The 25,885-nt window shown below is 39.1% G+C and carries 24 protein-coding genes and 1 tRNA gene; 22 read left to right on the top strand and 3 right to left on the bottom strand.

Annotated features, from left to right (window positions below; translation table 11 throughout):
* The 11 genes from Q763_RS13805 (at nt 1) to Q763_RS13855 (ending at nt 11,475) form a co-directional block, all read left to right on the top strand.
* Nucleotides 1-1,236, top strand: a complete 1,236-nt coding sequence (locus tag Q763_RS13805; protein WP_035135319.1) for an NADH-quinone oxidoreductase subunit D — start codon at nt 1-3, stop codon at nt 1,234-1,236.
* A 5-nt stretch (nt 1,237-1,241) separates the two neighbouring features.
* Entirely contained in the window at nt 1,242-1,766 is a 525-nt protein-coding gene (locus Q763_RS13810; protein ID WP_035135321.1) for an NADH-quinone oxidoreductase subunit NuoE family protein, read from the top strand.
* Nucleotides 1,767-1,787: 21 nt separating this feature from the next.
* Complete coding sequence (nuoF, locus tag Q763_RS13815; RefSeq protein ID WP_035135323.1) at nt 1,788-3,155, top strand: NADH-quinone oxidoreductase subunit NuoF; 1,368 nt, start codon at nt 1,788-1,790, stop codon at nt 3,153-3,155.
* Between the two features lie 57 nt (nt 3,156-3,212).
* Entirely contained in the window at nt 3,213-4,256 is a 1,044-nt protein-coding gene (locus tag Q763_RS13820; protein WP_035135325.1) for a 2Fe-2S iron-sulfur cluster-binding protein, read from the top strand.
* A 2-nt stretch (nt 4,257-4,258) separates the two neighbouring features.
* A complete protein-coding gene (nuoH, locus tag Q763_RS13825) occupies nt 4,259-5,290 on the top strand; it encodes an NADH-quinone oxidoreductase subunit NuoH (protein WP_035135327.1) in 1,032 nt (343 codons plus the stop codon).
* A 64-nt stretch (nt 5,291-5,354) separates the two neighbouring features.
* Nucleotides 5,355-5,900: a NuoI/complex I 23 kDa subunit family protein gene (locus tag Q763_RS13830; RefSeq protein WP_035135333.1), complete on the top strand. Its 546-nt coding sequence runs from the start codon at nt 5,355-5,357 to the stop codon at nt 5,898-5,900.
* Between the two features lies 1 nt (nt 5,901).
* Nucleotides 5,902-6,405, top strand: a complete 504-nt coding sequence (locus Q763_RS13835; protein ID WP_035135335.1) for an NADH-quinone oxidoreductase subunit J family protein — start codon at nt 5,902-5,904, stop codon at nt 6,403-6,405.
* Between the two features lies 1 nt (nt 6,406).
* A complete protein-coding gene (nuoK, locus tag Q763_RS13840) occupies nt 6,407-6,727 on the top strand; it encodes an NADH-quinone oxidoreductase subunit NuoK (RefSeq protein ID WP_035135337.1) in 321 nt (106 codons plus the stop codon).
* Between the two features lie 6 nt (nt 6,728-6,733).
* Nucleotides 6,734-8,617 carry an NADH-quinone oxidoreductase subunit L gene (gene nuoL, locus Q763_RS13845; RefSeq protein WP_035135339.1) on the top strand — a complete coding sequence of 628 codons (1,884 nt, stop codon included), beginning with the start codon at nt 6,734-6,736 and terminating at the stop codon, nt 8,615-8,617.
* Between the two features lie 10 nt (nt 8,618-8,627).
* Nucleotides 8,628-10,064, top strand: a complete 1,437-nt coding sequence (locus tag Q763_RS13850; protein WP_035135341.1) for a complex I subunit 4 family protein — start codon at nt 8,628-8,630, stop codon at nt 10,062-10,064.
* 16 nt (nt 10,065-10,080) lie between these two features.
* A complete protein-coding gene (locus Q763_RS13855) occupies nt 10,081-11,475 on the top strand; it encodes an NADH-quinone oxidoreductase subunit N (RefSeq protein WP_035135343.1) in 1,395 nt (464 codons plus the stop codon).
* Between the two features lie 71 nt (nt 11,476-11,546).
* Here the strand turns inward: Q763_RS13855 and Q763_RS13860 are convergent, their stop codons facing one another.
* Nucleotides 11,547-12,299, bottom strand: coding sequence for an SDR family NAD(P)-dependent oxidoreductase (locus tag Q763_RS13860; RefSeq protein WP_035135345.1), 753 nt, complete (start codon nt 12,297-12,299; stop codon nt 11,547-11,549).
* A gap of 147 nt (nt 12,300-12,446) precedes the next feature.
* On the opposite strand from Q763_RS13860, the gene Q763_RS13865 reads away from it, so the two are divergent.
* On the top strand, nt 12,447-13,721 hold the full coding sequence (locus Q763_RS13865) for a Y-family DNA polymerase (RefSeq protein WP_035135346.1): 1,275 nt from the start codon (nt 12,447-12,449) through the stop codon (nt 13,719-13,721).
* Nucleotides 13,708-14,157 (top strand): LexA family protein, encoded by a 450-nt coding sequence (locus tag Q763_RS13870; protein WP_035135347.1) that lies wholly within the window; start codon nt 13,708-13,710, stop codon nt 14,155-14,157. The genes Q763_RS13865 and Q763_RS13870 overlap by 14 nt, the downstream gene beginning before the upstream one ends.
* A gap of 33 nt (nt 14,158-14,190) precedes the next feature.
* Here the strand turns inward: Q763_RS13870 and Q763_RS13875 are convergent.
* Nucleotides 14,191-14,270: transfer RNA gene (locus Q763_RS13875), tRNA-Leu, on the bottom strand.
* 152 nt (nt 14,271-14,422) lie between these two features.
* Between Q763_RS13875 and Q763_RS13880 the strand changes: the two genes are divergently transcribed.
* The 4 genes from Q763_RS13880 to Q763_RS13895 all read left to right on the top strand — a co-directional run bounded on the left by Q763_RS13880 (nt 14,423) and on the right by Q763_RS13895 (nt 17,272).
* Nucleotides 14,423-15,364 carry a ribose-phosphate pyrophosphokinase gene (locus tag Q763_RS13880; protein WP_035135348.1) on the top strand — a complete coding sequence of 314 codons (942 nt, stop codon included), beginning with the start codon at nt 14,423-14,425 and terminating at the stop codon, nt 15,362-15,364.
* 30 nt (nt 15,365-15,394) lie between these two features.
* Complete coding sequence (locus tag Q763_RS13885; protein ID WP_035135350.1) at nt 15,395-16,000, top strand: 50S ribosomal protein L25/general stress protein Ctc; 606 nt, start codon at nt 15,395-15,397, stop codon at nt 15,998-16,000.
* 76 nt (nt 16,001-16,076) lie between these two features.
* Complete coding sequence (gene pth / locus Q763_RS13890; protein WP_232297526.1) at nt 16,077-16,700, top strand: aminoacyl-tRNA hydrolase; 624 nt, start codon at nt 16,077-16,079, stop codon at nt 16,698-16,700.
* 77 nt (nt 16,701-16,777) lie between these two features.
* Nucleotides 16,778-17,272, top strand: coding sequence for a hypothetical protein (locus Q763_RS13895; RefSeq protein WP_035135351.1), 495 nt, complete (start codon nt 16,778-16,780; stop codon nt 17,270-17,272).
* Between the two features lie 50 nt (nt 17,273-17,322).
* Here Q763_RS13895 and Q763_RS13900 read toward each other — a convergent pair whose 3' ends face one another.
* Nucleotides 17,323-19,596: a zinc-dependent metalloprotease gene (locus Q763_RS13900; RefSeq protein WP_035135353.1), complete on the bottom strand. Its 2,274-nt coding sequence runs from the start codon at nt 19,594-19,596 to the stop codon at nt 17,323-17,325.
* A gap of 190 nt (nt 19,597-19,786) precedes the next feature.
* Between Q763_RS13900 and Q763_RS13905 the strand changes: the two genes are divergently transcribed.
* The 5 genes from Q763_RS13905 (at nt 19,787) to Q763_RS13925 (ending at nt 25,633) form a co-directional block, all read left to right on the top strand.
* Entirely contained in the window at nt 19,787-20,722 is a 936-nt protein-coding gene (locus tag Q763_RS13905) for a bifunctional riboflavin kinase/FAD synthetase (RefSeq protein WP_035135354.1), read from the top strand.
* A complete protein-coding gene (locus Q763_RS13910) occupies nt 20,719-22,035 on the top strand; it encodes an HTTM domain-containing protein (RefSeq protein ID WP_035135356.1) in 1,317 nt (438 codons plus the stop codon). Before Q763_RS13905 ends, Q763_RS13910 begins: the two co-directional genes overlap by 4 nt.
* A gap of 208 nt (nt 22,036-22,243) precedes the next feature.
* Nucleotides 22,244-22,708, top strand: a complete 465-nt coding sequence (locus tag Q763_RS13915; protein WP_052123448.1) for a hypothetical protein — start codon at nt 22,244-22,246, stop codon at nt 22,706-22,708.
* Nucleotides 22,709-22,780: 72 nt separating this feature from the next.
* Nucleotides 22,781-23,863, top strand: a complete 1,083-nt coding sequence (gene bioB, locus Q763_RS13920; RefSeq protein WP_035135358.1) for a biotin synthase BioB — start codon at nt 22,781-22,783, stop codon at nt 23,861-23,863.
* Between the two features lie 114 nt (nt 23,864-23,977).
* A complete protein-coding gene (locus tag Q763_RS13925; RefSeq protein WP_035135359.1) occupies nt 23,978-25,633 on the top strand; it encodes a tetratricopeptide repeat protein in 1,656 nt (551 codons plus the stop codon).
* Nucleotides 25,634-25,885: the final 252 nt, after the last annotated feature.

Raw genomic sequence — 25,885 nt, forward strand, 5'->3', positions numbered from 1 at the left:
ATGTCAGACCTGTTATTACCACCAGAACATCGCTATGCCAAACAGATTGAGGAAAGGCGTAATGAAGACGGCAGCGAACTATCTGTACTAAACCTTGGGCCTACACACCCTGCCACACACGGTATTTTTCAAAACATCCTTTTAATGGATGGTGAAAGAATTCTTGATGGCGAAGGTACAGTAGGATACATACACCGTGCTTTTGAAAAAATTGCCGAAAACAGGCCGTTCTATCAAATTACTCCGCTAACAGACAGGATGAACTACTGTTCTGCCCCAATTAACAATATGGGTTGGTGGATGACATTAGAAAAAGCATTAGGCATAGAAGTACCTAAAAGAGTACAGTACCTAAGGGTTATTATTATGGAACTTGCCCGTATCGCAGACCATATTATATGTAACTCAGTACTTGGTGTAGACACAGGAGCCCTTACAGGTTTCCTTTATGTATTTCAGTACAGGGAAAAAATATACGAGATATACGAAGAAATATGTGGCGCCCGACTTACTACAAACATGGGACGCATAGGCGGTTTTGAAAGGGACTGGAGTCCTGCCGCTTTTAAAAAGATCAACGAATTTATGGACGAATTCCCAAAAATTTGGGAAGACTTTGAAAACCTGCTTACACGTAACAGGATTTTTATGGACCGTACCATTAACGTTGGCCCTATTTCTGCCGAAAAGGCAATGAGCTATGGCTTTACAGGTCCTAACCTTAGGGCAGCGGGTGTAGATTATGACATTCGTGTAATGCAGCCATACAGCTCTTACGAAGACTTTGAATTTAATGTACCGGTTGGTAAATCAGGAGATACTTACGACAGGTTCTGTGTGCGTAATGCAGAGGTTTGGGAAAGCCTTAAAATTATACGCCAGGCACTTGATAAGCTTCCTGAAGGACCTTACCATGCCGATGTACCGGACTATTACCTCCCTCCGAAAGAAGACGTTTACACTAACATGGAAGCGCTTATTTACCACTTTAAAATCGTTATGGGTGAAGTACCTGTACCGGTTACAGAAGTGTACCACCCTGTGGAAGGCGGTAACGGAGAACTTGGTTTTTACCTTATTACCGATGGTAGCCGTACACCATACAGATTACATTTCAGAAGGCCGTGTTTTATATACTACCAGGCTTTTAACGATATGATTAAAGGACAAATGCTGTCTGACGCAATTGCAACACTATCAAGCCTCAATGTTATTGCAGGCGAACTAGACGCTTAAGGATTATGGAAATTTCAAACGCAAAACAGGTTATCAATATAGATGCGCAACTTATGGAACGCATCAACGAACTATTAAGCCACTACCCTGCCGATAAGAAAAAATCGGCACTGCTACCGGTACTTCACGAAGTACAGGATGCACACGATAACTGGCTTAGTATAGAGCTTCAGGACAAGGTGGCCGAAATACTGGAAATTAAACCTATTGAGGTTTATGAGGTGGTTTCTTTTTACACCATGTACAACCAAAAGCCTATAGGCAAATACATGTTTGAATTTTGCAGGACTTCATGCTGTGCCATTCGCGGTGCCGAAAACCTTATGGATTACACCTGCGAAAAACTGGGCATTAAAGAAGGTGAAACCACTCCCGACGGTATGTTTACCGTAGTAGGTGTTGAGTGCCTTGGAGCATGTGGTTATGCTCCAATGATGCAGTTGGGCGACTACTACAAGGAAAACCTTACCAAAGAGAAGGTAGACCAGATTATTGAAGATTGCAGGAACGGCAAAGTTAATTTACACTAGGACCATTATACCAAAGTAACAATGGGAATGAAAATATTATTAGAACACGCAAACGTACCGGGTATTAAAACCTACGAAGTATACCGCCAAAACGGAGGGTATCGCTCTGTAGAGAAAGCCATAAAAAGCATGACCCCGGATGAAGTTGTGGAACAGGTTAAAGCTTCAGGATTAAGAGGACGCGGAGGGGCTGGTTTCCCTACCGGACTTAAATGGAGCTTTATTGATAAAAAATCAGGAAAACCAAGACACCTGGTATGTAATGCCGATGAGTCTGAGCCGGGAACCTTTAAGGACCGTTACCTGATGGAGTACATCCCTCACCTGCTTATTGAAGGTATGATTACCTCAAGTTATGCACTGGGCTGTAACCTTTCTTACATCTATATACGTGGCGAATATATGTGGGTATTCCGCATATTGGAAAAAGCAATTAAAGAAGCCTATGCTGCAGGTTGGCTGGGCAAAAACATATTAGGTTCAGGTTACGACCTTGACCTGCACGTACACTGTGGTGCCGGAGCTTACATTTGTGGTGAGGAAACCGCACTTATAGAATCGCTTGAAGGTAAAAGAGGTAATCCAAGAATCAAACCTCCGTTCCCTGCAGTAAGCGGTTTATGGTCTAACCCAACAGTGGTAAACAATGTAGAGTCTATCTCTGCCGTGCCATGGATTGTAAACAATACCGGTGAAGAATATGCCAAAATAGGTATTGGGCGATCTACAGGAACAAAACTTATATCTGCTTCAGGTCACATTAAAAACCCTGGGGTATATGAAATAGAACTTGGCTTAAGTGTAGATGAGTTTATGAACTCTGACGAGTACTTAGGCGGTATGATGGACGATAGGCCTTTAAAAGCCTTAGTTCCGGGAGGTTCGTCGGTGCCAATCTTACCGGCAAACCTTATTTTTAAAAATGCCGAAGGCGGTGACCGTTTAATGAGTTACGAGTCGTTAAGCGAAGGCGGATTCCAGTCAGGCTCTATGCTTGGTTCAGGTGGTTTCATCGTATATAACGATACTACCTGTATTGTTCGTAACACCTGGAACTTCTCCCGTTTTTACCACCACGAAAGCTGCGGACAGTGTTCGCCATGTCGTGAAGGTACAGGATGGATGGAAAAAGTACTTCACAGAATTGAAACCGGTCACGGTCGTGAGGAAGATATTGAGCTGCTATGGGATATCCAGAGAAAAATTGAGGGTAACACCATTTGTCCGTTAGGAGATGCAGCAGCATGGCCGGTAGCGGCAGCTATACGCCACTTTAGGGAAGAGTTTGAATACCACGTTCGTTTCCCTGAAAAAATTAAGAACAGAGATCACTTTGTTGCCGAGCCTTTTGAAAAGGTGAAACATCTGGTAGCAAAGCAGGAAATATAACTGAGTTATTAAGTTAAAGTCGAAAGTACCAGTAAACTTTCAAACCAAGGATACAAAATGAAAGTAACAATAGACGGTCAGGAAATAAATGTAGAACCGGGGACCACCATCCTGCAGGCTGCAAGAATGATAGGCGGAGAATCTGTGCCGCCGGCAATGTGCTACTACTCTAAACTAAAAGGTAGCGGTGGTAAATGCCGTTGCTGTTTAGTAGAGGTTTCTAAAGGTAGCGAAGCCGACCCAAGGCCTATGCCTAAACTAATGGCATCGTGCGTAACCGGTGTTATGGACGGTATGGAGGTAAAAAGCATCACTTCTGAAAGGGTGCTTGACGCCAGAAAATCGGTAACCGAATTCTTATTGATAAACCACCCGCTGGATTGCCCTATTTGTGATCAGGCAGGTGAATGTGACCTACAGAACCTAAGCTTTAAGCACGGTTCGGCTAAAACACGTTACATAGAAGAAAGAAGAACGTTTGAACCGGAAAACATTGGCGACAAAATTCAGCTTCACATGAACCGCTGTATTCTTTGCTACCGTTGTGTTATGACTGCCGATCAGCTTACTGATAACAGGGTACACGGAGTTGTAAACCGTGGTGACCACGCTCAGATTTCTACTTGTATCTCTAAAGCTATTGACAACGAGTTCTCAGGAAACATGATTGATGTTTGCCCGGTAGGAGCACTTACTGATAAAACATTCCGCTTTAAGCAAAGGGTATGGTTTAACAAACCATTCAACGCTCACAGAGACTGTGACAAATGCTGTGGGAAAACTACATTGTGGATGTTTGGTAACGAAATACAAAGGGTTACTGCCCGTAAAGACCAATACCATGAGGTGGAGGAATTTATTTGCAACGAGTGCCGTTTTGACCACAAAGATGTTAATGACTGGGTAATTGAAGGTCCTAGAAAATTCGAGAAAGATTCTGTAATCAACCAGAACAACTATACCCGAGAAATTGAACCAGTTAAAATTGATACCGAAAAGAACATTTTATTAGGTAGGGACAAAGACAGGAAGAAAATCAGTATGCCTGCCGTTCCGCTTAAGGAAAAAGAAGAAAAGGTATATAAAGAAGGTAACGTATAGATATGGAACAGACAATAGTAATAGAAAAAGGTATTTTTATTGTTATAATATTTGCCATTACCATGTTAATGGCAATGTATGCTACACTAGCCGAAAGAAAAATTGCTGCCTGGCTCCAGGATCGTATAGGGCCTAACCGCGCCGGTAAAGGAGGTATACTTCAACCGCTTGCCGATGGTTTAAAACTTTTTGCCAAAGAAGAGTTTTTCCCTAATACACCAAACAAATTCCTGTTCATAGCAGGACCTGCCATATCTATGAGTACAGCATTAATGACGAGTGCCGTTATTCCGTGGGGCGATAAGCTTCACCTTTTCGGTCGCGACATTATCCTTCAGGCAACCGATATTAACGTTGCCATGCTGTTTATTTTTGCAGTATTATCCATAGGTGTTTATGGTATTATGATAGGCGGATGGGCTTCTAACAACAAGTTCTCCCTTATGAGTGCCATGCGTGCCGCTTCACAAATGATTTCGTATGAGGTTGCTATGGGACTTGCAATCATTGCTCTTGTAATGATGACAGGTACACTTAGCCTTCGTGAAATGGCTGCACAACAAAGCGGTATGAACTGGAATGTATTTTACCAGCCGGTAGGATTCCTTATATTCCTTGTATGTTCGTTTGCCGAAACAAACCGTACTCCGTTTGACCTTGCTGAGTGTGAGGCCGAGCTTATTGGTGGTTACCACACTGAGTACTCTTCCATGAAAATGGGATTCTATCTTTTTGCAGAATATGCGAGTATGTTTATCTCTTCTACTATTCTTGCCGTACTTTACTTTGGGGCTTACAACTACCCGGGTATGCAGTGGGCAGAAGAGAACTGGGGTGTTAACATCGCTAACATTATAGGTATAGTGGTATTATTTGCCAAACTGTGCTTCTTCATATTCTTCTATATGTGGGTACGATGGACAATACCAAGATTCCGTTATGACCAGCTAATGCGCTTAGGATGGCAAATGCTAATCCCGCTTGCCATAGCAAACATTGTAGTAACGGGAATAGTTATTTTGCTTACTCAGTAAGCTACTGATCTAGAGAAATTAATTGAATACCTCCTGCACAAGGACGGATTAATAAAAGATAAAAATGTCTATAGAAACCATATCATTATCGGGAAGAAAAAAAGAGGTTTCCAACAAAAAGATGAGTTTTTGGGAAAGCCTTTATCTTGTGGCGATAGTTAAAGGATTACTTATTACAATCCGACATTTATTTAAAAGAAAGGTAACCATTAAGTACCCTGACCAAACCAGGGAACTTAGCCCGGTGTACCGTGGCCAGCACATGCTTATGCGTGATGAGGAAGGAAGAGAGCGCTGTACTGCCTGTGGGCTTTGTGCGCTGTCGTGCCCTGCCGAAGCTATTACCATGAAAGCTGAAGAAAGAAAACCGGAAGAGAAACACCTGTACAGGGAAGAGAAATATGCATCTATCTATGAGATTAACATGCTTAGATGTATTTTCTGCGGACTTTGTGAAGAGGCTTGCCCTAAACAGGCTATTTACCTTACAAAATCAAGAGTAATGGTAAAACCTTCAAGCGACAGGGAAGATTTCATCTACGGAAAAGAAAAACTGGTTATGCCACTTGATATGGCTATTAAGAACACTCAAATGAAAACGGCTAATTAATATGCTTACAGTATTCTATATTTTATCGGCCATTACACTGGGAACTGCATTTTTGACTATTCTTAGCAAAAACCCTATCCACAGTGCTATCTATCTTGTACTTTGCTTTTTCTCTATAGCAGGACATTACTTACTGTTCAATGCTCAGTTCCTTGCAATTGTACACATTATTGTTTACTCAGGAGCCATCATGATCCTGATGCTCTTTACCATAATGCTCATGAACCTTAATAAGGAAGATGAACAAAACAAATCAGTACTCACAAGGTTTGCGGCAGTTATCGCCTTAGGACTTGTAGCTTTTGTACTACTGGCAACGTTTATCAAAGCACAGCCGGTTATTGAGGGCTATCAGGTTTCAGGACAGGATTACCAGTCTATTAAAGTACTGGGTAAGGTACTGCTTAACGAGTATATGGTTCCGTTTGAGTTTGCTTCGGTACTGCTTCTTGTATCTATGATTGGAGCCGTATTATTGTCTAAAAAAGAACACATAAACAGCTAGTATGGAAAATATATTACAACAGATAGGTATTGAGAACTACATTTATCTTTCCACATTACTATTTTGTGTAGGTGTGTTTGGAGTTCTTTTCAGAAGAAACGCTATCGTGATGTTCATGTCTATAGAAATTATGCTAAATGCGGTTAACCTGCTTTTAGTAGCATTTTCTACATACCATCAGGATGCAGCAGGACAGGTATTCGTATTTTTCTCCATGGCTGTTGCAGCAGCAGAAGTTGCCGTGGGTCTTGCCATTCTTGTGGCTATTTACAGGAACCTGAATAACATTGATATAGACAGTTTAAAAAAATTAAAAGGATAACGCCTAATGGAGACTAATTTGGCATTACTACTACTTCTAGCCCCTTTTATAGGGTTTTTGATTAACGTATTTGCAGGAAAAAAATTAAGCGGTAACCTGCCGGGTATACTGGGTACAGTTGCCGTGGCTACATCATTTGCCGTAACGCTTTCGTTCTTTTTACAGGTAAGCAGCTCAAAAGAGCCGGTAATGATAGACCTGTTTGAATGGATGCAGCTTAGAAACTTTAAAGTAAACATTGCTTTTCAGCTGGATCAGCTTTCGCTGTTATGGCTAATGTTCGTAACAGGTATCGGTACACTAATCCACATGTACTCCATCAGCTACATGCATGATGACGAAAACGTACACAAATTTTTTGCATACCTAAACCTTTTCGTATTCTTCATGATTACCCTTGTAATGGGTAGCAACCTACTTATTATGTTTATAGGCTGGGAAGGTGTAGGTTTATGTTCATACCTGCTTATCGGGTTTTGGTACAAAAACCATGATTATAACGATGCGGCTAAAAAAGCATTCATTATGAACCGTATAGGTGACCTTGGTTTCCTTATCGGTATCTTTATACTGGGCTTCATATTCAACTCACTGGATTATACAGTTATAAGAACTGCTATTGAAAGCGGTAAGCTTCTTCAACCATCATGGGGAATTTCTATCGCTGCACTATGTTTATTTATTGGTGCTTGTGGTAAAAGTGCTCAAATTCCGCTTTACACCTGGTTACCGGATGCAATGGCGGGTCCTACTCCGGTATCGGCACTTATCCACGCCGCTACCATGGTAACTGCAGGTATCTTTATGATCACAAGGCTAAACTTCCTTTTTGACCTTGCTCCCGAAGTACAAAACATTATTGCCATAGTAGGTGCGGTAACATCACTTATTGCTGCCTCTATTGGTTTGATTCAAAATGATATCAAAAAAGTACTGGCTTACTCTACTGTATCACAGTTAGGTTTAATGTTCCTTGCTTTAGGTTTAGGAGCATATCAAATAGCAGTATTCCACGTTATTACACACGCTTTCTTTAAAGCTTGTTTATTCCTGGGTTCGGGTTCTGTTATCCACGCTATGCACGGCGAGCAGGACATGCGCTATATGGGTGGTCTTCGTAAGGTGATGAAAGTTACATTTATTACTTTCCTTATCTCTACCCTTGCCATTTCGGGCTTACCACCATTCTCTGGATTCTTCTCTAAAGACGAGATATTAATGACTGCTTTCCACGACAACAAACCACTTTGGGTTATTGGGTCGGTTGCATCTATCATGACAGCATTCTATATGTTCCGTTTACTTTACCTAACTTTCTATAAAGATTTTAGAGGTACGGAAGAACAGAAAAAACATTTACACGAGTCTCCGGGACTTATTACATTCCCTCTAATAGTACTGGCTATATTAGCACTTGTAGGAGGTGCCATAAGCTTACCCGGCAACAGCTGGTTAAATGAATATTTAGCTCCTGTTATCGCTAAGCAAAGTGAACACCACCACATGGGTACTACAGAGTACATGCTTATGGGTGTAGCCATTATAGGTGCATTTATAGGTATTGGATTAGCTTATGCTAAATATATCAAACAATCTTCTGTACCGGGTCAGGACAGCGAGATTACAGGCTTTGCCAAAGTACTTTACAACAAATTTTATGTTGACGAAATATACACAGCCCTTATAGTAAAACCTATTTATGCACTGGGTAGCTTCTTTAAAAATGCTATCGAGGTTGCCATTTCAGGATTTATTTTCGGCTTAGGTAAACTTGCCAACGTATTAGGTACCGAAGGCAAAACACTCCAGAACGGAAGCATTGGTTTTTACCTGTTTGCTTTTGTACTGGGTATATGTTCAATAATCGTTTATATCTTTTTAGCAAAATAATTCATACCTGATGGACGTATCATTTATACTTATCACTTTACTGATTGGAGCTGCAGCTACTTATTTTGCAGGAAATAAATGGGCTTCAAAAGTCGCACTGCTATTTAGTGTTGCTGCTTTTGCTGTCACGCTTTGTACAGTAAACCTATTAAACAATGGCGAAAACGTAAACTCTGTAACCCGCTGGATTAAAAATCCAATGATATCCATTAGCCTTGTTGGTGACGGACTATCGCTTATAATGGTATTGCTTACAACCTCGCTAACAGCAATTATAATACTTGCTACACTAAAAAATACGTTTAAAAACGCTAAGTCTTTTTATGCTCTTATACTATTTATGGCATTTGCCATGGTTGGTACATTTTTAAGCGCAGACGGATTTGTATACTACATATTCTGGGAACTTTCGTTAATCCCAATTTACTTTATTGCACTTATTTGGGGTGGTGGTGAAGCCGAAGCAAGAAAAAAAGATGTTATTAAATTTTTCATCTACACTTTCGCAGGTTCACTATTTATGCTTGTTGCATTTATTTACCTATATCAAAAAACAGGATCTTTTACAAACGGAGCACTTGTAAGGGTAAACCTAACAGATAAGGAGCAGTTTTGGATTTTCCTTGCTTTCTTCCTGGCTTATGCTATTAAAATTCCGATTATACCATTCCATACATGGCAGGCAAACGTGTATCAAAAAGCACCATCTGCCGGTACAATGTTACTATCGGGTATTATGCTGAAAATGGCAATATACAGTATTATAAGATGGCAGCTTCCTTTAGCTCCGGCTCCGGCAAAAGAGTACATGCATGTGCTTATTATACTATGCGTGGCGGGTGTTATTTATGGTTCAATACTGGCATTAAAACAACAGGATCTTAAAAAATTACTGGCATACTCATCTCTTGCTCACGTTGGTCTTATTGCTGCAGGTGCTTACACCCTTACTCTTGATGGTTTAAGAGGTGCAGTACTGCAAATGATTGCTCACGGTTTTGTAGTAGTAGGTCTTTTCTATGCTGCTGAGATTATCATCCGCAGATATAATACTACCGAAATAAGCGAAATGGGAGGTATACGTATACAAACTCCGCGTTTCACCTCTATGTTCATGATACTGGTACTGGCTTCTGTTGCACTGCCTGCTACCTTTAACTTTATTGGAGAGTTTGAGTTACTTTACAGTTTAGCGCAAACCAATATATGGATTGCAGTACTGGGAGGAACAACCATTATATTAGGTGCATTTTATATGCTTAGAATGTTCCAGCAGGTAATGCTTGGTGAACAAAATGCTAAACCATTTGCCGATGTTACTTTTGGTGAAGGTTTTGTATTTGTAACTATAATAGGTATTTTATTATTCTTTGGTTTATACCCTAAACCGATAATAGACTTTATCACACCGGCACTAGAGAACACATTAAATTTAATAAACAGATAATTAAGCCCGATAAGAAATGACTACATTAATAGCTATTGCAGGATTAGGGATTATATGCCTTATAGCTGAAATTTTCAACCTGAGAAAAGCAATTGTACCGGTTACTATTATCGGTCTATTGGCTATACTGTGCCTAAATCTGGTAAATATACCGGGTGTTCACGTGGCTAATTTAAATATGGAGCAACGTTCGTTCTATAACAACATGATTATTCAAAACAATTATGGGACACTTTTCTCTTCACTGTTCATAGTACTTACCACATTTTTGGTAGCACTAAGCCCTGACTTCCATAAAGAGCACAAAGCCAAGTTATCTGATTTTATCTCTATAAAACTATTTCTGCTTGCAGGTGCTGTTGCCATGGTTTCTTTTGGTAATATGGCAATGTTCTTCCTTGGTATAGAAATTTTATCCATATCACTTTATGTACTTGCTGCCAGCGAGCCTAAAAACGTTAGCAGTAACGAAGCAGGTATGAAATACTTCCTTATGGGATCGTTTGCATCAGGTCTTATCCTGTTTGGTATCGCTTTAATATATGGTGCTACAGGAGCATTTGACATTGCTGCAATTTATGAAGCTGTAAGTACAGGTGCTGCAAAAGGATGGTTTTTCCCTGGTGTAGTACTGTTAACCATAGGATTACTGTTTAAAATAGCAGCCGTACCATTCCACTTCTGGGCTCCCGATGTATACGAAGGATCTCCTGCCTTAACTACAGCTACCATGAGTACGCTGGCTAAAGTTGCGGCAATGGCTGCCTTTTATAAACTAATGAGAGGTATTAACCTGGAGGTACCGGGAACGTATGTAACCGTACTTATAATAGTTTCTGTATTATCTATGTTTGTAGGTAACCTTACAGCATTAAAACAAAACAATGTTAAGCGTATGCTGGCATTCTCGGGTATATCGCATGCCGGTTTTATGCTAATGGTATTCCTTAACCCACCGGTAACAGCAGGTACTTTATTTTACTATGCAGCAGCATATACCCTTGCCGGTATTGCAGCCTTTGCAGTAGTAATAAGCGTTTGTGGTGATAAGAGAAATGAAGACAGCTTTAAGTTTAACGGGCTTGGTAAAACAAACCCATTAATGGCAGCCGTGCTTACATCTGCATTGCTATCTATGGCGGGTATACCTATTTTCTCAGGATTCTTCGCTAAATTCTTCCTGTTTAACCAGGCATTAAAAGCCGGACAGGTTGCTATTGTTATCATAGCTGTGGTGAACTCTATAATAAGTGTGGGGTACTACTTTAAGCTTATCCTCGCTATGTACACTAAAGAAAGTACCGAAGAAAAACAGGCCGTTCCGTTTGCTTATACAGCTGTAGCTGTAGTTGCGATACTGCTTAATATCCTGTTAGGTATTTTCCCTGACATGGTTTTAGCTTACTTATAGTAAATAACAAAACGATATAAAAAATGCCCGTTTAATAACGGGCATTTTTATTTTATATACTTACTTCTCTATTATATTGAAGTATATCCGCCATCGGCAATAACATAGCTTCCGGTAGTGAAGGATGATTTTTCCGAACTTAAAAAAGTAACAAGCTCAGCTATCTCCTGCGGAGTACCCAACCTGTTCATAGTACTTTTTGAAGCTACTGCATCCATCATTTCCTTATTCAAGTGATCTGTTAACAATGGTGTCTCAATATAACCCGGTCCTACGGCGTTACACCTAATATTTTTTTGTCCATACTCGGCTGCAATATTTTTAGTAAGACCAACAACCCCGTGTTTAGAGGCTGTATATGCCGGACTATTTGGGGCAGCCACCGTACCGTGTATAGAAGCAATATTTACAATACTTCCACCACCGTTTTTCATCATTTGTTCAATCTGGTAACGACAGGCATAAAACACTCCGCTAAGGTTAAGAGCAATAACCCTGTCCCAACCATCAATATCATACTCTCCCGTTGGCGCAGCAGGACCGCCCATACCGGCATTATTACAGGCAACATCAAGTCTGCCATATTTAGCTACAACAGCTTCAACCAGTTTTTTATTATCCTCAGCCTTAGAAGAATCTGCCTTAATAAAAAAAGCCTCTCCTCCGGCCTTCTTAATAGCGGCTACAGTTTCCTCCCCATGTGCTTCGTTAATATCGGTAATTACAACTTTTGCACCTTCACGGGCATATGTTTCTGCAATGGCTCTTCCTATTCCCGATCCCGCACCGGAAACAACAGCCACTTTATCTTTTAATAATGACATATTTTATGTTTTTAATTGTCCTATAAATTTACGGATAAAAGTCCGTTATCCCCCACCATACAAGGGTTTTAGACTTTTTTTAACTGAAAGAGAAAAATCATATAAGATTATTTTCTTACATAAGAGAAAATAATCTAAATTTGTACTATGTATGCACTAATTGACTGTAATAACTTTTACGTTTCCTGCGAAAGAGCTTTCCAGCCGCAATGGCAGGATAAACCTGTTGTAGTACTGTCAAACAACGACGGATGCATCATATCAAGAAGTGAGGAAGCTAAAGCACTTGGTATACCAATGGCCTCCCCGGAATTTAAGATAAGAGAACTATTACAGCAAAACAATATAAAGGTGTTTTCATCCAATTATCCCCTGTATGGTGACCTGAGTGAGAGGGTTATGAAAATCATGGAAGGATTTACCCCAAATGTGGAAGTGTATAGTATAGACGAAGCCTTTTTAGATTTTAACGGCATTGACGTTAACGACTTCTATACTTATGGACTTGAAATGAGAGAAAGAGTATGGAAATGGGTAGGACTACCTATATGCGTTGGTATTGCTCCTACTAAAACATTATCTAAAGCCGCTAACAGGATTGCCAAAAAATATCAGGAAAAAACCGGAGGCGTATATGTAATAGACACCAATGAAAAACGCCTTAAAGCCATAAAGTGGTTAAAGATAGAAGACGTTTGGGGCATTGGTTACCGAACCGTAAAAAAACTAAAAGCAAGAAACATAAATACGGCATACGATTTTACGCTATCCCACATAGAACCATGGATAAGAAAAGAAATGGGCGTAGTAGGCATGCGCATTAAATATGAACTGGAAGGAAATCCGGCTATTGGTGACGGACAGGTGCCGGAAGTAAGAAGAACCATTGCCACTACACGTACTTTCCCAAAACAGATAACCGACTTTGATTTACTACGGGAACGTATAACCACATTTGCTATGGTCACTGCCGAAAAACTGAGAAAACAAAAAAGCTGTTGCCAAACCATTATTGTAACCCTTGTAGCCGACAAGCATAAAACAGCAAGCCAAAAGTATTATTACAGTAGGGCTGTGTTACTTCCTTTCGCTACACAGTCGGGCATTACTATAAGCAATACTGCTATATCACTATTGAAAAGCTTATTACCGGAAACGGTTTCTGTAAAATTTAAAAAAGCCGGAGTTATAGTATCGGACCTTATCCCCGAAAATACCCGCCAGTTTAATTTATTTACAGACGAAAACCCAAAGCACATGTCTCTCATGAAAACATTGGACAAGGTTAATGCAAAAATGGGCGAACGCGTAATACGACTTGCCTCACAGGAAAAAAAGACATGGGACATGAAACAAAACATGCTCTCTCCCAGATATACCACTAATATTAACGAAATATTACAGATAAATGTTGACAGTTAGTAATAAATACAGAGCGCTTAATGTATATGCACCCGATATGGAAAGCAGAAACGGACTTCCGTTTGTTTCACATGGGGTATCGGCAGGATTTCCATCGCCGGCGCAGGATTTTATGGAAACAAGGATAGATCTTAACAAAGAGCTCTCTAAAAATCCGTTAAGTACTTTTTATATAAGGGTATCGGGCAATTCCATGATTGATGCCGGTATAAACAATGCCGACATACTGGTGGTAGATCGCAGCCTGGAGCCCGGCAACGGAAAAATAGCCGTGTGCCTAATAGATGGAGAATTTACAGTTAAAAGACTATTAACCGAAACCGACAGCTTATACCTTATGCCTGAAAATAAGTCGTACAAACCGTTAAAGGTTACCGAAGCAAATCAGTTTATGGTTTGGGGAATAGTGACTTATGTTATAAAGAAAATACAATAAAAAAACCCGAAAGCTATATGCTAACGGGTTTTGTACCTGGAGTGGGAATCGAACCCACACACCGTAGTACACGAGTTTGAGTCGTGCGCGTCTACCAATTCCGCCATCCAGGCTATTAACGGTTATTGTGGGTGCAAATGTAAAAAATAATTCCAATTGAGCCGAAAAATAACCCAAAAAAACTTCCAGAGTTCAATTAAATTCCTAAATTTGCACCTCGTTTACGAAAACAACACACTAAATAACTACAAAACAAGTATTTAAGATGTCATACATGGAGCCGGAAGCAAAGATATTTTCATGTTCTAACAGTGTATATCTGGCAGAAAAAATCGCCAAAAGTTACGGTGCAGAATTAGGTAAAGTTACCTTTTCAGAATACAGTGACGGTGAGTTTCAACCATCATTTGAAGAGTCTATAAGGGGACTTCGTGTTTTCCTTGTTTGCTCTACTTTCCCAAGTTCAGACAATCTAATGGAACTATTACTGATGATAGATGCTGCTAAAAGAGCATCTGCAAGACACATCACTGCAGTAATACCTTACTTTGGATGGGCAAGACAGGACAGAAAAGACAAACCAAGAGTTCCGATAGGAGCTAAACTGGTTGCTAAGCTTCTAGAATCAGCAGGTGCTACAAGAATCATGACTATGGATCTTCACGCAGACCAGATTCAGGGCTTCTTCGAAAAACCGGTAGACCACCTGTTTGCATCTACAATATTCTTACCATATGTTAAGAGCCTTAATCTTGAAAACCTTACCATCGCCTCTCCGGATATGGGTGGTTCTAAAAGAGCTTATGCATACTCTAAATTTTTAGGTAGCGATGTAGTTATTTGTTACAAACAAAGAAAACAAGCTAACGTTATCGAAACTATGGAAGTTATTGGTGATGTTAGAGGTCGCCACATTGTTCTTGTTGACGATATGGTTGACACAGGAGGTACACTTACAAAAGCTGCCGACATGATGATGGAAAGAGGTGCATTAAGCGTAAGAGCTATATGTACACACCCTATTCTATCTGGTAGTGCTTATGAGAAAATCGAAAACTCTCAGCTTCTTGAACTGATTGTTACCGATAGTATTCCGCTTAAAAAAGAGAGCAGCAAAATACGCGTAGTTACTTGTGCTGAACTGTTTGCTGATGTAATGCACAAAGTAAACAGCAACAACTCAATAAGCGGTAAATTTTTAATGTAATTTATTTTTATTAATTAATATATTTCACAAATGAAATCAATTACGATCAAAGGATCTGAAAGAGAAAGCGTGGGCAAAGCGGCAACGCGTGCGGCACGTAATGCTGGAATGGTACCTTGCGTGTTATACGGAGGAGATCAGCCAGTACACTTTACTGCAGAAGAAAAAGGATTTAAAAGCCTTGTTTACACTCCAAACGTACACACTGTGGTAATTGACCTTAACGGTAAAACTTACAACGCTATCCTACAGGATATCCAGTTTCACCCTGTAAACGATAAAATTCTTCACATCGACTTTTACCAATTAAGCGATGAAAAAGAAATCACTATGGAAGTACCGGTTAAAGTTATTGGTAACTCTAAAGGTGTTATGGCTGGTGGTGTTTTACGTCTTAACCAACGTAAACTGAAAGTTAGAGCTTTACCTGCTAACCTTCCTGACTTCGTTGAAGCAGATATCACTAACCTTGAAATGGGTAACAAACTTTATGTTACTGAAGTTCCTACAGATAACTTCAAGTTACTTCACCCGGACAACACTGTTGTTGCACAGGTAAGAATTTCACGTGCTGCAATGAAAGCTGCTCAGGAAGCTGCAAAAGCTGCAAAAGAAGCTACAAAGAAGAAAAAATAATCAATCTTCTATCATACAGAAAAGCGTCCTACACAGGACGCTTTTTTTTATTCTGGTTATTAGCTATTTTTGAACCATGAAATGGCTTACAAACCTTTTTAAACAAAATACGACAGTACACACTACCGATCCTATGAAAAAATATCTTATAGCAGGCCTGGGCAATATAGGTGCCGAATATGTAAACACACGCCACAATATTGGGTTTAAAGTGGTAGACAGGCTCGCACAACAGGAAGGAGAATCGTTTGAAACCGCTAAACTGGGCGCACTGGCACAGGTAAAGGTAAAAGGAAGAATACTGTTCCTGCTAAAACCTAACACCTACATGAACCTTAGCGGTAAAGCCATTAAATACTGGATGGATAAAGAAAATATCCCTAAAGAAAACCTGCTTGTGGTTACTGATGACCTTAATCTTCCTTTCGGAACAATACGAATGAAAGCTAAAGGCAGTGACGGAGGTCATAACGGACTTAAAAACATTCAGCAGCTACTTAACTCGGCAGAATATCCTCGTTTTCGTTTCGGGATAAGCGATGAGTTTAAAAAAGGACAACAGGTAGACTATGTTTTAGGCGAATGGAGCGAAGAGGAAAAAGCAAAACTCTCTGAAAGACTGGATGTAGCCTGCGAAGCTATTAAATCGTTTGCTCTTGCCGGACTAAACAATACCATGAATACTTTTAATGGTAAATAATTCCTAATTACACCAGTGATTTAACCATTAATATGTAATTTGGCGTAAAGTTTGTTTTTATAAACTAAAATAAAACTATGAAAAAACTTACTATAGCTCTAGCCTTTGCTGCTGTGCTTACCGCATGCGGAGGTCAAAAAACCCTTTTACAGTCAGGTAAGTATAACCTGCAAAGTGAATGCCCTGCAAACGGCGACTGTACTTTTGCAGTAGCAAAAGACACTAGCATGATCTTGACTGAAGACGGCGTGGGTAAAATGCGTTATAATATGACCAGCCATGAAGGCAAAAGTATTTTGACTTACAAATACAATAAAAAGTCAGATCCCCGCGCTCAGGATGATTTCTATAGCGAAGAGGTAATTATCGAAACCAACAGCGATGTTGCTTCGTTAAACAAAGACAGTGAGATAAAAATGCTGTTTGGAGTATTTTGTTACTGTAAAGGTGTAGCAGGATACTATGAGGTAAAAGACGGCTATGCCGAATACAGGGACGGTAAGGTAATTATAACTGTTCCCAAGGTTATTGAGAATCAAAAAACCAATATCATTATAGCTGATATAAAATAAAAAAAGGCGCTTATTAAATAAGCGCCTTTTTTATATCTGTTAAATAGTGATTACTGAACCACTATTCTTTTCACTTCTTTTCGGCTACCATCCTGAACGTTTACTAAATAAACTCCGGATTGCACTCCCTGCAGGTTAAGCTCTTTAGAGATTAAACCTGTATTAGTATATACATTACCAAATATCTGTCTGCCTCTCATATCGTAAACAGCAATATTGATATCGTTTGTAGAGTCTGAATTAAACTGTACAGTAAAGTTACCATTATTAGGGTTTGGATAAAGTGTAAATCCATCAAGACCAAAATCTTCAACACCCGCAATATCAGTAATAGTAAATGCACTTAAATTCACAGCATAAAAAATATTACCTACAGACTCAACTATAACTCTACAGTCTGTAGAAAGAGGAGTATCTGTAGGAACAGTGAATGATTCTGAACCGTCATTTGGAGTGTTTTCAACAAGCATTTCAAATGTTGCACCTCCATCTGTAGACAATAAAATATTAACATTAGATACGTTGATAAGACCGCTATCTGTACCGGCCACATCCCAGGTAACAGTTTGGCTGGTGCCCGTTTGCCATGTAACATTAAATTGATTTTGAGAAGTAACCGCAAACGGACCTTCAGAACTTAAAACAGAAACCTGTAAATTACGTCTGGCAGTCTGTCCTCCGTTTGGCACCGCATTATCTCTTACAGTAAGTGCAAAATTAAGTGTTCTTGCTACAACAGGTGTAACCTCCCATGTTGGTGTTAGGTTATTTGCTAACACACTGCTAAAGTTAGGCATATATCTTACTGAAGACTCTGTAGGGCTTAAAGACCTGTATAACGGACCAGAGCTTGAAATAGGGCTTGGCGCACCTGTACTAGATGAACCATTAGCATCTGTTTCTTCCCAGCAATAAGTAAGAGCATCTCCATCTGCATCTGTAGCATTACCTCTTAAAACATATGCCGTAGAAGCAGGTATATAGTATGAAGGCTGATCAAAAGCATCAATTTCTGGAGCAGTATTATTATTAGGTGTCTCAACTGCACAAGTTGCTGAGTTACTAACAAAATTAAATATCTGCACTAAGCTTGCCGCGTGGAAATAGTCGTCTGAATGTTGTTGCACATCGGCATTAGCACATATACCTGCATAGCCCATAATAGTAGTACCACTACCCGGTTCAACCGCAGTAGAGCCCGATCTGTTACCATTACAACTTCCTGTACCGCCACCACTGGCATTAAATGTGTGTGTAGCACTAAACTGATGTCCCATTTCGTGAGAAACATAATCAACATCATAAGCATCACCTACAGGAGCCGGACTACCCGTTACCCCTCTGGCCTTGCTTGAAGAACAAACACAACCAAGCTGAGCAATACCGCCACCACCTGTACTCACAACGTGACCTATATCGTAGCTTGAAAAACCTACTCCATCATCAATCACATCCTGTACTTCATTTAAAAGAGTTCCACCATTTTCACTTGAAAACGGATCACTTGAGTTGGTAACAAAAATTATATCTTCATTACCGTCTATTATCTCCATAGTAACGGCTGCATCTTTCTCATAAATACCATTTACTCTGGTCATTGTCACATTCATAGCAGCAAGAACAGCTTCTTTCTTTTGTAAAGTTGTTCCTGATGTAACACCTGCAGCCTGCATATGATAAAGTGCATAAGAATAAGTACAGGCCATTGCCAGCCTGTAAGTTCTTAAAGTACCATCATCCGCTAAAACATTTTTAGGCGTAAATTTAGCACCAAACTGTGCCGGTGCATCAGCATCAGGAGCATCACAACTAAAAGATCTGCTTCCTACAGGAAGACTTGATTTATTGTATACAATATAATTTTGAAGATCTTTTGTGAATGTATCTATATAATAAGTACCGTTTGTTGTAAAAGCCATTGAGTGTAACCCAAAAAGCGTAGTACTAAAACGAATCATTGTTGAAGGACTGTCTATCCCTTTACCAACGTATGACTGTATACCAGGATACTTAGCCGCAAGACCCGGATGCATTATAGAGGCCTCATAGATAACAAATTTTTCCATTTGCCCTGTAGGCGTAGGGAAATAAACAACAACATCAGATGTTGTTAAATCTTTTCTTGACGGGGCAGTGGCAAGAACATTTTTCATCGCTTCGAAGTCAAGATGGTACAGTCCGTACTCAACAGGCATATCAAGACGGTCTGACTTTTCTAAAGGAGCAACACGCTCTTCAGATACTTCACTCCAAAAGTTAGATTGCGAATAGCCACAAAGCGATTGCATTATGACTACCAGGGGAATTAATAGTTTTTTTGTCATTGTAGTAGTAGTATTTTTATCATAGCCGACAAATATAGCAATTAATACACCTAAAAATTAGCGTTTTAGCAGTGAAAAAATGTTAATTTTGAATTTTCACCTATAAAAACCACTTATTTTAAATAAATTCAAATCAATAATTCATAATTAATACATCTTAATTAAATTTGCTAATTATAACTATTAGCCTTTGAAAATATTCAACTCTATACAGGAATTTACCACTAACGCACCTACCATTGTAACCCTTGGTACTTTTGACGGAGTACATAAAGGACACAAAAGTATTCTTGAGAAAATAACCTCAAGCAGTAAAAACACAGGTTGCGAAAGTGTGCTGCTAACTTTTTTCCCGCATCCGCGGATGGTTTTGCAGCAAAATACAGATATAAAACTACTCAATACTATTAAGGAGAAAGCCATGCTATTAGAAGAGCACGGCATAAACAACCTTATTATACACCCTTTTGACCATGCTTTTTCAAGACTTACTGCCGAAGAGTTTGTAAAAAACATACTGGTAGATAAGTTTATGGTAAGGAAAATAATAATAGGATACGACCACCGCTTTGGAAGAAACAGGACAGCCGATATTAATGACCTTATACAATATGGTGAGGAGTATAATTTTGAAGTAGAACAAATTTCGGCACTTGAGATAAATGAAGTGTCGGTCAGTTCTACAAAAATACGCAATGCCTTAAATGCCGGTTATCTTGAAACTGCAAACAGATACCTTGGCTATCCTTATTTCCTTACCGGAAATGTTGTTAAGGGAAAACAACTGGGTCGAACCATAGGCTTCCCTACTGCTAACATCAATATTACCGAAAGCTACAAACTAATACCTGACAAGGGCGTATATGTAGTATCATCTCAAATTGCAGGAAAAACAGTATACGGAATGATGAATATAGGCAACAATCCTACTGTAGGAGGAGTAGCCGAATCTATAGAAGTACATTTCTTTGATTTTAACGATGACTTGTACAATCAGGAAATAAGGGTAAATATTCATTACAAGATACGCAATGAAATCAAGTTCCCTAGCGTTAACCACTTAAAAGAACAACTTAAGGAAGACCAAAAAACGTCTTTAGAATATATCGCCACAAAACTGACATGAAACCACGCCTTTTCCAGCAAATAGATAACAGCCCGCTTATTATCTTCAGAATATTTTTCGGCTTTCTGCTTGCCTGCGAAACCATTGGTGCCATCCTTACAGGATGGGTAAAAGAAAATTTCATTGATGTACAATTTACTTTTAGCCACATAGGTATGGACTGGCTCCAGCCCCTACCCGGCTATGGCATGTATTTCTACTTTATTACTATGGGTATATTAGGCCTGCTTGTTATGCTGGGCTATAAATATAGATTGACACTTGGCGCATTTACCATAATGTGGGCAGGAGTTTACTTTATGCAAAAAACCTCATATAATAATCATTACTACCTATTAGTACTGGTTTGTATAATAATGTGGTTTTTACCTGCAAACACTTACGCCTCTCTCGATGCTAAACAAAACCCCAATATAAAAAGCCTAACCATGCCTGCATGGTGCTCATGGGTAATGATAGCTCAGGTAGCCATAGTATATTTTTTTGCTACTATTGCTAAATTTTATCCTGACTGGCTGGACGGTACCTTTACCAAAAACCTCTTGGACAGATCGGTTAAAAATGAAACATTACACGACATTTTTACTCAAAAATGGTTTTACCTGTTTATTGCCTATGCCGGTATTGCCTTCGATTTACTGATTGTCCCTTTATTGCTTTTTAAAAAAACCAGAACATGGGCTTTTATAGCTTCATTAATATTCCACATCTTTAATTCCATCACATTACAAATAGGTATATTCCCTTATTTTGCGTTGAGTTTTGCTGTTTTCTTTTATCCGCCGGAAAAAATACGCTCATTCTTCTTTAAAAATAAACCGCAAATCACTACTATCCGGGAAACAGAAAAGGACTACAAAAGCACACTGTATTACTTTTTTATACCTTATTTAATTGTACAGCTACTACTCCCTGTAAGACATCATTTTATTAAGGGAGATGTTTTTTGGACCGAAGAAGGTCACCGTTTAAGCTGGCGAATGATGCTACGTACCCGAAACGGATATACCCGTTTTAAAGTGGTAGACAAAAACACCAACGAAACCATCGTTTACAATATAAACAGTAAACTTACCCCTAAGCAGTTTAACAGCATGCGTACCAAACCCGATATGATTTGGCAGTTTGCCCAGCGCATTAAAAAGGAGTTTAGGGAAATAGGAAGAGATGTTGCTGTTTATGCCAATACTTCAGCCGGAGTAAATGGTGCTCCAATGAAAAAACTTATTGACCCCAATGTCGATTTAGGCGAAGCCAAATGGGATTATTTCTTCCATAACGACTGGATACTACTTCACGAAGATGAGCAATAAACCGTATTCTCACTCGCTTTAACCAAATTTTAAAACAGTCATATTTATTGTATTAAAATTTTATTAATTCTTTTATTTTTTCATGTTTTAATTAGTAAATTCGATAAGAGATTGAGTTAATCCCTGTCTTACAAACTTTTGAAAGAAAATACACTTAAAAAAGCCATAAGACTGTAAAACAATTAATTAACGAATAAAACACAAGGCTATGAAAGTTTCAAGAATAATAATCAATGGTATAATTATTTTTATAGGTATTGGACTATTTTTCCTTTTAATGGAAAAACTGGGGCTGGGAGATAAAATTTACCTAAGGCTGGTAAACTTCATTTTTGTGATATATGGTGTAAACAGAACCATTAAACAGGATTATGAAGAACATATAGACGGTTACTTCACTAATCTTAGTTCGGCATTTTTTACAGCATTTACCAGTTTGATATTAACCATATTTGCATTTATCGCCTATGCCAATGCAAGAGGAGGTGAAGAATACATCCATACATTTGTAAACCACTACATTTTTGGAGGTACACCGTCACTGTACCAATTCTGTATCGGACTGTTTATTGAAGGGCTTGCAGCCAGTGCCATAGTATCGTTTACACTAATGCAGTTTTGGAAAGATAAGGTGGAAAAAATCAATAAGGTAGACGACGTGAATCATAACTAAGTAAAGTTTAAAGTGTTTTTTCGGTTGTTATAACGGAATTTGCTACTTTTGAACCAACTTTAAAATTCCGTTATGAATACAATTAGACACGACTGGACGAAGGAAGAAATCATTGCCCTATATAACAAACCATTAATGGACCTGCTGTATGAAGCAGCAACGGCCCACAGACAATTTCATGACCCTAATGTAGTACAGGTATCTACCCTTTTATCAATTAAAACAGGTGGCTGTCCTGAAGATTGTGGTTACTGCCCTCAGGCTGCACGTTACCATACAGATATTGAAGGAAACGACCTTATGACCGTTTCTCAGGTAAAAGCTCAGGCATTGCGTGCCAAATCGAGCGGATCATCAAGAGTATGTATGGGCGCTGCATGGCGTAATGTAAAAGACGGACCTGAATTTGATCAGGTACTTGAAATGGTTAGAACCATCAATAAACTGGACATGGAGGTTTGCTGTACACTGGGTATGATTACCGAAAATCAGGCACAACGTCTTGCAGAGGCAGGTTTATATGCATACAACCACAACCTTGATACTTCTGAAGAATACTATAAAGAAGTAATCTCTACAAGAGGATATGAAGACAGACTACAAACTATTGATAACGTAAGAAAAACAAACGTTACCGTATGTAGTGGCGGTATTATTGGTATGGGAGAAAGCGTTGAAGACAGAGCCGGAATGCTTGTTGCTCTTGCTTCATTAAGCCCACAACCGGAATCAGTACCTATCAATGCCCTTGTAGCTGTAGACGGTACTCCGCTTGAAGACGAAAAACCAGTTGAGATTTGGGATATGATTAGAATGGTAGCTACTACCCGTATCGTTATGCCTTTAACTCAGGTTAGACTTTCTGCCGGAAGAACTCAAATGTCAAGAGAAGGACAGGCAATGTGTTTCTTTGCAGGTGCTAACTCTATTTTTGCAGGAGACAAGCTACTTACTACCCCTAACCCGGATGTAAACGAAGACATGAAAATGTTTGAAATGCTTGGTCTTATCCCTCAAAAACCATTTGCTAAAAAATCTCAGCCAAAAACGGTTGAAGCAGAAGAATCTGAATTTAAAGCAATGGGAGAAAAACCAAAATGGACACGCCCTGGTCATTCAATTGAGCGTAACCTGAAAGCGTCAGGTAAAATCTAAACATTTATTTATCCGATATACGTTAAAGCTTCTCCTTTTAAGGAGGAGCTTTTTTATTTGCATTAATTATATATTTATATTTGAATAAATTACCCACATTACCATTGCTCGCTAATGCTTAAAAAGAAATTCCATATCAGCCTTTACCTGTTATTTATGCTACTGTTTGCTATAAACCTTTCGGCAAACACTATACAGCATTGTGACTCGCTTATCAAACAAGGAGTTGATGCCATGTGGAAAAAGGAGCACATAAAATCGTTAGAACTGCTAACCGAAGCCCGAAATCTTGCCGAGAAAAACCACTGGTACGAACAGGTTTTTCTGGCCACAAATAATATAGGTGCTAATTATTTTACCATGCTTGATTATGGTGAAGCCCTTAACTACTACCTGGAAAGCTACACCATAGCAGTTAAGGAACTGGATCCGCAACACGAAATGGTGGTACTTAACAACATTGCCATTATTTACACCAAAGAGAGGAATTTTGATAAAGCCGAAGAGTACTTTCAAAAAGCCTACAAGATAGCCAAAGAAAAAAACGACACGCTCAAAATAGGTCTTTATGCCATGAACCTTGGCGGGGTAGCTAATGAAACTAACAGGCTGGAAGATGCCAAAAAGTACATAATGGAGTCAATTCCGTTATTAAAACAGGAGCCCCATTTATTGGTTTTAGCCGAAATATGCTTGGCCGAGAACGAACTGCTTAAAGGTAATACTACCCTGGCTCGTGAAAAAGCACAGGAATTATACACCTCTACTGATAATCTGGACTATAATGATACCGGAATCTCCCTTATGCTCATTATTGTAAAAAGCTATTTAAAGGAAGGAAAATATACTCCGGCTATAACTGCCGCCAATAAAATACTTACCGGAAGCCCTAATTTAGAGAACAAAAAAACAGTTTACACATTACTGGCAGACATCTATTTTAAAGACAAAGTATACGATAAGGCACTACAATATAAAGACTCAGTTTTATGGGCCGAAGTACAGCTTAACGACATAAAAAACGGAAAATTACTTGAAACCAGTAAAGTGAAGTTTGAAATGCAGGACTATAAAAACCAGATAGCCCTGAATCAGGAAAAACTAAACACCGAAAGAAAAACATTTTACAGTATTATCGCAGCTATTGTTGCTCTTGTAATAATACTTGTACTTATACTCCGCAACAGATCGGTTAAGTTAATGCAGAAGAAACTCGTAGCCGAAAGAAACGAAAAGGCAATAGCACTGGAACTGGCACAGGAAAAAAATGAGAACCTGCTATTGGAAAAACAAATTCAGGATAAGGAGAACAAAGCAAAACTGGAACAGGAACGACTTAAAAATGAGATAGAATCGCGTAACAGAGAACTATCGGCAAAGGCATTATACCTATCACAACGCAACACTATACTTGAAGATATACTTACCTCATTAGGAAAAGTACCCGAGCTTTCTAAAAACGAATCACTGGCAGGACATATCAAAACCCTTAAAAGCCATCTTAAAGACGAAAACGAATGGGAAAACTTTCTTACCCATTTTGAAGAGGTTAATCAAGGCTATATAACAAGACTAAAAACAATCCACCCTTCCCTAAACGCTAACGATGTAAGGTTTATATGCTATGTATACATGAACCTTAGCACTAAGGAAATAGCCTCAATGCTTAACATTACTGTAGAAGCGTGCCGAAAGCGTAAGGAACGTATCGCTGCAAAATTAGAACTACCCGATAGTTCTCACCTATACAGTTACCTCTATACTGTTTAGCTGCAACACTTTAGCAAATGCTAAATATTATATTACAAAAAATGATATTTTTAACTCAACTTATAAAAATATCACAAAAATTTCTATCTTTAACCAGCATGAACAAAGCGCTCGCTTAAAAAAGGCGTTTTGCTCACCCCAACATTAACTATACTAAATAACTATACAAACACTACTAAAAATTACTTTTTATGAAGAAATTATACCTGTCAGCGCTCCTGGCGCTGTGCGGACTGGCAGATGTTTCTGCTC

It is taken from the genome of Flavobacterium beibuense F44-8, from assembly GCF_000769915.1.
GTDB classification, from domain to species: Bacteria; Bacteroidota; Bacteroidia; order Flavobacteriales; family Flavobacteriaceae; genus Flavobacterium; species Flavobacterium beibuense.